General features: G+C 64.3%; 9 protein-coding genes. 6 read left to right on the forward strand and 3 right to left on the reverse strand.

Annotation, left to right across the window (positions count from 1 at the left end):
* Window positions 1–43: 43 nt before the first annotated feature.
* The 3 genes from SAS01S_RS20935 to SAS01S_RS20945 form a co-directional block, all read right to left on the reverse strand.
* The gene (locus SAS01S_RS20935) at window positions 44–592 is read right to left on the reverse strand and encodes a DUF805 domain-containing protein (protein WP_066813004.1); all 549 of its coding nucleotides are present in this window, start codon (window positions 590–592) and stop codon (window positions 44–46) included.
* A gap of 45 nt (window positions 593–637) precedes the next feature.
* On the reverse strand, window positions 638–1048 hold the full coding sequence (locus SAS01S_RS20940) for a DUF805 domain-containing protein (RefSeq protein WP_066813006.1): 411 nt from the start codon (window positions 1046–1048) through the stop codon (window positions 638–640).
* Between the two features lie 231 nt (window positions 1049–1279).
* Window positions 1280–2788 carry a YifB family Mg chelatase-like AAA ATPase gene (locus SAS01S_RS20945; RefSeq protein WP_066813007.1) on the reverse strand — a complete coding sequence of 503 codons (1509 nt, stop codon included), beginning with the start codon at window positions 2786–2788 and terminating at the stop codon, window positions 1280–1282.
* A 228-nt stretch (window positions 2789–3016) separates the two neighbouring features.
* On the opposite strand from SAS01S_RS20945, the gene rpmH reads away from it, so the two are divergent.
* The 6 genes from rpmH to SAS01S_RS20975 all read left to right on the forward strand — a co-directional run.
* Window positions 3017–3151, forward strand: coding sequence for a 50S ribosomal protein L34 (gene rpmH, locus SAS01S_RS20950; RefSeq protein WP_066813008.1), 135 nt, complete (start codon window positions 3017–3019; stop codon window positions 3149–3151).
* Between the two features lie 89 nt (window positions 3152–3240).
* Window positions 3241–3567 carry a ribonuclease P protein component gene (gene rnpA, locus SAS01S_RS20955; protein WP_245657051.1) on the forward strand — a complete coding sequence of 109 codons (327 nt, stop codon included), beginning with the start codon at window positions 3241–3243 and terminating at the stop codon, window positions 3565–3567.
* The gene (gene yidD, locus SAS01S_RS20960) at window positions 3564–3776 is read left to right on the forward strand and encodes a membrane protein insertion efficiency factor YidD (protein WP_066813009.1); all 213 of its coding nucleotides are present in this window, start codon (window positions 3564–3566) and stop codon (window positions 3774–3776) included. The genes rnpA and yidD overlap by 4 nt, the downstream gene beginning before the upstream one ends.
* A 27-nt stretch (window positions 3777–3803) precedes the next feature.
* Entirely contained in the window at window positions 3804–5510 is a 1707-nt protein-coding gene (gene yidC / locus SAS01S_RS20965) for a membrane protein insertase YidC (protein ID WP_066813010.1), read from the forward strand.
* Between the two features lies 1 nt (window position 5511).
* Complete coding sequence (gene yihA / locus SAS01S_RS20970; RefSeq protein ID WP_066813012.1) at window positions 5512–6150, forward strand: ribosome biogenesis GTP-binding protein YihA/YsxC; 639 nt, start codon at window positions 5512–5514, stop codon at window positions 6148–6150.
* Window positions 6151–6205: 55 nt separating this feature from the next.
* Window positions 6206–7139, forward strand: a 934-nt coding sequence (locus tag SAS01S_RS20975; RefSeq protein ID WP_066813014.1) for a M28 family metallopeptidase, incomplete at its 3' end; no start/stop codon positions are given.

A 7139-nucleotide genomic window follows, 5' to 3' on the forward strand; every position in this document is an offset into this window, starting at 1 on the left:
TCCGGACGAGTGGTCTCGTCCGGACAAGCCGCTCGATCGCGCGTTACTGGAAGGTCTGCGACAGATTGCCAGCTCCGCCCAGTGGATCGGGACCATAGTTGTTCGGGCCATTGGTTCCCGGCAGGCACCAGAAGACGAGCAGCACGATCGAAGCAATCAGGGCCAACAACGAACACAGGCCGGCCAGCATGATCAAGCCGGTGCTCTGGTTGGCCGCACCGGCGATGTTGACGATCCAGCTGAGGATTGCCGGCCCCCAATAGATCATGATCCACCAGCCCGAGCGATCGGTGTCGTGCAAGCGGCGGATTTGCACCGCCAGCGTCGGGATCAGCAGAGCGAGCCAGACAATGCCCAGAATTACCGCAATGATGCCCATCGAAGCGAACATGCCCATCATCCCGGCGACACGCGGCGACCCGTCCGCATTCGCGCCCGCCATGCTCAGGGCGCCGACCCCCATCACCATGATGCCGAAAAAGGCGACCATCCAGATGATCAGCAGCAACAGCATGAACATCCAGAACTCCTGCCGTCGCGACCGGCCGGAAAATTCGGCATAGCGCTTCAACGGCATCAACATCCATTCCATGGATCGTCTCTCCTTGCGTTAGTTCAACCGATTTTGGCGCAGGCCCTACTGGAAGGTCTGTCCCAGGTTGCCCGTGCCCCCAAGAGGATCCGGTCCGAAACGGTTCGGCCCTGGCGTACCGGGAAGGCAATAGAAGACGAGGTTCGCGATCGGAATTAGAATGAACCAGCCCGACTTGTCCTGGTCGTGCATGCGGCGGACTCCAACGGCAATGCTCGGGACGAGAATAGCCAGATAGAAGATCCAGATGATGACGGCGGCTATTCCGAGGCCGCCGCCGGTTACCACGCCTGTCTGGGGATCGACCGACATGGTCGAGGCGAACATGATACCCAGCAAGACCTGCAGGACGATCATCACGATCATCACGAACAGAAAGAACATCCAGAATTCCATCCGGGTCGAGCGGCCTTGAAAATCCGCGTACCGCTTCAGCGGCATAAGCATCCATTGCATCAAACGTCTCCCTGTTGGTCTGACCTAGGTTTTGCGATCCGTTTCATGACAATTTCACCCGGTCAAAGCGACCGGTGTGCGCCCTTGCGCCATGGTGGACGAGTTGAAATCGAAGGATCCCCAGCGTCTTAGCAGCCGCAGTCGATCCATTCTTCCTGATACTCCCCCGAGTCGCGACGACAACCTGATCCTATCTCCAGGTGATTACAACCGTCGGTACGCCACCGTCCCTCAGCTGGACGGCGCTCGCCGACGATAGCTCAGCGCCTCGGCAACATGGACCCGGCCGACGTCGGGCGCCCCGGCGAGATCGGCGATCGTCCGCGCGACCCTGAGCACGCGCGTATAGCCCCGCGCCGACAGTCGCATCGCTTCGGATGCCTGGGCCAGTAACGTGCGCCCGGCATCGTCGGGCGTCGCCACCGCCTCGAGCAGGTCGCCATCGGCCTCGGCATTGGTGCGGGCGGCTTCGTCGGCATAGCGCCGCGCCTGGACCTCCCGCGCCGCCATCACGCGCCGCGCGACCTCCGCCGATCCCTCGGCCGGCGGCGGCAGGACGAGGTCCGCGGCGCTGACCGACTGGACCTCGACGTGCAAGTCGATGCGATCGAGCAACGGCCCAGATACCTTGGCCTGATAATCGGCGGCACATCTCGGCGCGCGGGCGCAGGCGAGCGACGCATCGCCGAGATGGCCGCAACGGCACGGGTTCATCGCCGCGATGAGCTGGACGCGCGCCGGGAAGGTCACATGCGCATTGGCGCGCGCGACGCTGACCGCCCCGGTCTCGAGCGGCTGGCGCAGCGAATCGAGCACGCTGCGCTGGAATTCGGGAAGCTCGTCGAGGAACAGCACGCCGAGATGCGCCATGCTGACTTCGCCCGGCCGCACCTTGAGACCGCCACCGACCAAGGCCGCCATCGACGCCGAATGATGCGGCGCGCGATAGGGCCTGGCCCGCGTGATCCGCCCGCCATCGAGCGTGCCGGCGACAGACTGGACCATCGACACTTCGAGCGCTTCGCCGGCGTCGAGCGGCGGCAGGATGCCGGGCAGGCACGAGGCCATCAGCGACTTGCCCGCGCCGGGCGGTCCGATCATCAGCAAATTGTGTGCGCCCGCCGCGGCGATTTCGAGCGCGCGTTTAGCGGTTTCCTGACCTTTGACTTGCCGGAGATCGAGGCCGGCGGCCGGTTCCGCCGCCTCGCCGGCCTGTGGCGGACCGATCAGCTGGTTGCCCTTGAGGTGGTTGAGCAGGCCGATCAAATCGGGCGCAGCGATTACGTCGATCGATCCCGCCCAGGCCGCTTCCGCCCCTTGCGCCGCCGGGCAGACCAGCCCCTTCCCTTCGCTCGACGCATGGAGCGCGGCGAGCAGGACGCCCGGCGACGGCGCGATGCGACCGTTCAGCCCGAGTTCGCCGACTACGACCAACTCACTCAATGTCTCGGCATCGACCACGCCCATCGCGCCGAGCAACCCCAGCGCGATCGGCAAGTCGAAATGCGTGCCTTCCTTGGGCAGATCGGCCGGCGACAGGTTTACGACGATGTGCTTGGGCGGCATCGACAGCCCCATCGCCGCGATCGCGCCGCGCACCCGCTCGCGACTCTCCGCCACCGCTTTGTCGGCCAACCCGACGACGATAAACTTGGGCAACCCCGGAATCAGCTGCACCTGCACTTCGACCGCGCGGGCTTCCAGTCCGAGATAGGCGACGGTCGAAACGATGGTGGTCATTGATACTCCTGCACCATGCTTAGCCTGCTATCCCGCCGGCGCGATTGGGTTTATCGCCATTTTGGCGCCATCTCATGTGTCTTGTATCGCCAAGACACCACCACCATCTCCGCGCGATGCCGGGGGACCATTCCGCGTTGACTTCAGCCGCACTCTCGCTTAAGCGCGCACCCCACAAGGCCGTCCCTGTGGCGGCCCTTTTCAATTTCGACGTACAGGGAATGAAACATGAAGCGGACTTTTCAGCCGAGCAACCTGGTGCGTGCGCGCCGGCACGGCTTCCGCTCGCGGATGGCGACGGTGGGCGGACGCAATGTCATCCGCGCGCGTCGCAACCGCGGCCGCAAGAAGCTGTCGGCGTAACACCCGACCCTGCTTTGCAAGATGATTCGGCCAGCCCGCCTCCTTCGGGAGCGCGGGCTGGTGCCGTTTCTGCGCCCGCCAAGATAAGCGTGACGACGCTGACCAAGCGGCGCGATTTCCTGGCGGCCAATGCCGGCAAACGCGCCCCGATGCCCGCCTTCGTCCTGCTGGTCCGCCGTCGCGACGACGAAGATGCGACGATGCGCGTCGGCTATACGGTCACCAAGAAGATCGGCAACGCGGTGGTTCGCAACCGCATCAAGCGGCGCTTTCGGGCACTGGCGCATCATATACTGCCGGCCAGCGGCGTTGCCGGCGCGGATCATGTGCTGATCGGACGCGCCGACGCGCTGACCCGCGATTTCGCGCAGCTCAAGGCCGATCTGACCAAGGCGCTGGGCAAGGTATCGCGATGATCGCGAAGCTGCTGATCGCGCTAGTTCGCCTGTGGCAAATCGGCCCCTCGGCGATAATGCCGCCGACCTGTCGCTATCAACCTTCCTGTTCGGCCTATGCAATCACCGCGCTTCGCCGCTATGGCGCGCTGAAGGGCGGGTGGTTGGCAGTGAAGCGCATCGCCCGGTGCCATCCCTGGGGCGGGTACGGGCCCGACCCCGTACCCTGATTTTTCTGACCGAAGGTTTCTGAGCGCGTGAAGAACGACAATCGCAATTTCATGATGTTCGCGGTGCTCGCGGTGCTGCTGCTGTTCGCTTGGCCTTTGGTCATGAACAAGATCATGCCGCCGGCCAATCCGCCGGTCACCAAGATCGAGGGTGGCAAGACCCAGGTCCAGCCCAATCCCAATGCCCCGACTTCGAGCAACCCGGCTGCGATCCGCGATCGCAATCTGGTACTGAAGGAAACGGCCGTTCAGCGCGTCGCGATCGCTACGCCGACGCTCAAGGGCTCGATCAACCTGAAGGGCGCGCGGATCGATGACCTGGTGCTGATCCGGTACAAGGAAACGATCGAAAAGAATTCGCCGCCGATCCGCCTGCTGTCCCCGGCAGGCACCGAGGACGCCTATTTCGCCGAGTTCGGCTGGCAGGATACCGGCATCAAGCCGCCGACGCCCGACACCGTATGGACCGCGACCGGCAATCTGCTCGCCCCCGGCAAGCCGGTCACGCTGACCGCGGCCAATGGCCAGGGCCAGCTGTTTCAGGTCGAGATCGCGGTCGACGACGAATATATGTTCACGGTCCGGCAGAGCGTGAGCAACGCCAGCGGCCAGCCGATCAAGGTCGCGCCATACGGCCTGGTCAATCGCGCCGCGGCGTCGAAGGACGCCGACAGCTGGTCGATCCAGGTCGGCCCGATGTCGAGCCACAATGGCGCCGCGGATTACGACGTGAACTGGAAGGACGTCGACAAGGCGCCGCAAAAGTTCAGCACGACGGGCGGCTGGCTCGGCTTCACCGACAAATACTGGCTGACCGCGCTTGTGCCCGATCAGGAGGCAGCATTCGGCGGCGAATTCCAGTCGACCGGCAAGGGCGGTTACCAGGCTGATTACGCCCGCATCGCCAAGGTCGTTGCGCCCGGCCAGAAGCTGACCCAGACCAGCCGCTTCTTCGCCGGCGCCAAGGAAGTGAATCTGCTCGATCGCTATGAGGACAAGCTCAAGATCGCGCATTTCGGCCGCGCGATCGACTGGGGCTGGTTCGAGATCATCGAGAAGCCGATCTTCAAATATCTCGACTGGCTGTTCCGCTTGATCGGCAATTTCGGCGTGGCTATCATGCTGCTGACGGTGACGATCCGCTTGCTGATCTTCCCGATCGCGCAGCGCCAGTTCGCTTCGATGGCGCAGATGCGCGCGATCCAGCCCAAGATGAAGGCGCTGCAGGAGAAGCATAAGGACGACAAGCAACGCCAGCAGCAGGAAGTGATGGCGCTGTACAAGGCGGAGGGCGTCAATCCGCTCGCCGGCTGTCTGCCAACCTTTCTCCAGATTCCGATCATGTATTCGCTCTACAAGGTGCTGATGCTGACGATCGAAATGCGGCATAAACCGTTCGTCGGCTGGATCAGGGACCTGTCCGCGCCCGATCCGCTGACCCCACTCAATCTCTTCGGTTATCTGCACTTCACGCCGCCGCACATGATCGCGATCGGCGTGGTGCCGATCCTGCTCGGCATCTCGATGTGGCTGCAGTTCAAGATGAACCCGCAGCCGATGGACGATGCGCAGAAGCAAGTCTTTGCGCTGATGCCTTGGGTGCTGATGTTCGTGATGGCGCCGTTCGCGGTCGGCCTTCAGGTCTACTGGATCACCAGCAACCTGCTGACCGTTCTGCAGCAGCGCATCCTCTACGCGCGGCACCCCGCCCTCAAGCAACCGGTGGTCAAATAAGGTGAGCGAATTCGACGAGGACGCGATCGAGGCGGCGCGCAAGATTTTCGCCGGGCCGGTCGCGTTTCTCAAATCCGCACCGGCGCTTGAGCATCTGCCCGATCCGGTCGTGCCCGAAGTCGCGTTCGCCGGCCGGTCGAACGTCGGCAAGTCATCGCTGCTCAACAAGCTGACCAATCGCAATTCGCTGGCGCGTACGTCGAACACGCCGGGGCGGACGCAGGAGCTCAACTTCTTTGACGTGGGCGAGCCCCTCGCCTTCCGGCTGGTCGACATGCCGGGCTATGGCTTTGCCAAGGCGCCGAAGGATGTCGTCAGGAAATGGCGGTACCTGGTCAACGACTTCCTGCGCGGGCGTGACGTCCTCAAGCGCACGCTCGTGCTGATCGATGCGCGGCATGGCATCAAGGATGTCGATCGCGAGATCATGGAGATGCTCGACAAGGCCGCGGTCAGCTACCGCCTGGTCCTGACCAAGGCCGACAAGATCAAGCCGACCGAGCTGGAAAAGGTCGCCGCCGAGACCGCCGAGGAGGCGCGCAAGCGCCCCGCTGCGCATCCCGACATCCTGTCGACCTCGAGCGAAACCGGGCTCGGCATGCCCGAGTTGCGCGCCGCGGTGATCGAGGCGCTCGGCTAGCTTTCCTCCGTCGCGCTGCTTAAGCGTCGCCCAAATCGAACCGTGGGGGAGCATCATGAAGAATTTGGGTCCAGTCGCCGTGCTGGCGCTTGCCGTGCTTGTCGCGACGCCGGGCATATCGCGCGATCGGGCACCGGCGTCGATCGATCCCAAGATGGTGCTCGCCGACGAGACACTGCTCGCCGGACCCGGTCTGCGGGGGCGCGGCAGCGCGACGCTCGACGAAGCGATCGCCGCGGGCTATGTCGCGTCGCTGTTCCGCGACGCCGGACTGCGGCGCGCGCCCGGCATGGAGTCCTATCTTCAAACCGCGCCGGTCGTCCGCCGCACGATCTTCGGCGAGGCCAAGCTGACCGTCGGCGGCGTCCCCGTTGCAGGCGTATCGGTCCTGATGACGGGCGGCGGCATTGTCGGCGGCAAGGTCGCTGTGCTCGCCGATCCCGCCAGCCCCATCCCCGAAACCGATGTGTTGGTCTATACCGGGCCCGCCGACAAACTGATGCAATTGCGCCGTGCCGCGCGCGGCAAGACCAAATTGCTGCTCGTTGCCGAAAGCCACGTCACACGCGGCTATCTGAGCACGATCGGTGGCAAGCCGCAGATCCGCACGACGCTGGAGGGCTCGCCCGGTTGGTCCTCGCTCGCCCTCGCCACCGTTCCGGCCGAAACGCTGGCCAAAATCGCTGCGGGCAATGAAGTCGTGCTCGATGTCCCGGTCGCGACCGAAAAGGGCGTCACGACCAACGCGATCGGCTACCTTCCGGGCACCGATCCTAAGGCCGGCGTGATCCTGCTCTCCGCGCATCTCGATCATCTTGGCGTGCGACCGGACGGCACCGTCATGCCGGGCGCCAATGACGATGCTTCCGGCACGGTGGCGGTGATCGAACTCGCGCGCGCCTTTGCCGCGATGGGCCGGCAGAAGCGCGGCATTCTGTTCGTCGCGTACGGCAGCGAAGAGATTGGCGGGCTCGGCTCGACCTGGTTCG

Origin of the sequence: Sphingomonas asaccharolytica NBRC 15499, assembly GCF_001598355.1 — a bacterium.
Lineage (GTDB): Bacteria > Pseudomonadota > Alphaproteobacteria > Sphingomonadales > Sphingomonadaceae > Sphingomonas > Sphingomonas asaccharolytica.

Bases quoted from the DNA above. Each gene is read 5' to 3' on its own strand.
- SAS01S_RS20935 (WP_066813004.1), bottom strand. From the start codon at position 592: ATGGAATGGATGTTGATGCCGTTGAAGCGCTATGCCGAATTTTCCGGC.
- SAS01S_RS20940 (WP_066813006.1), bottom strand. From the start codon at position 1,048: ATGCAATGGATGCTTATGCCGCTGAAGCGGTACGCGGATTTTCAAGGC.
- rpmH (WP_066813008.1), top strand. From the start codon at position 3,017: ATGAAGCGGACTTTTCAGCCGAGCAACCTGGTGCGTGCGCGCCGGCAC.
- yidD (WP_066813009.1), top strand. From the start codon at position 3,564: ATGATCGCGAAGCTGCTGATCGCGCTAGTTCGCCTGTGGCAAATCGGC.
- SAS01S_RS20945 (WP_066813007.1), bottom strand. From the start codon at position 2,788: ATGACCACCATCGTTTCGACCGTCGCCTATCTCGGACTGGAAGCCCGC.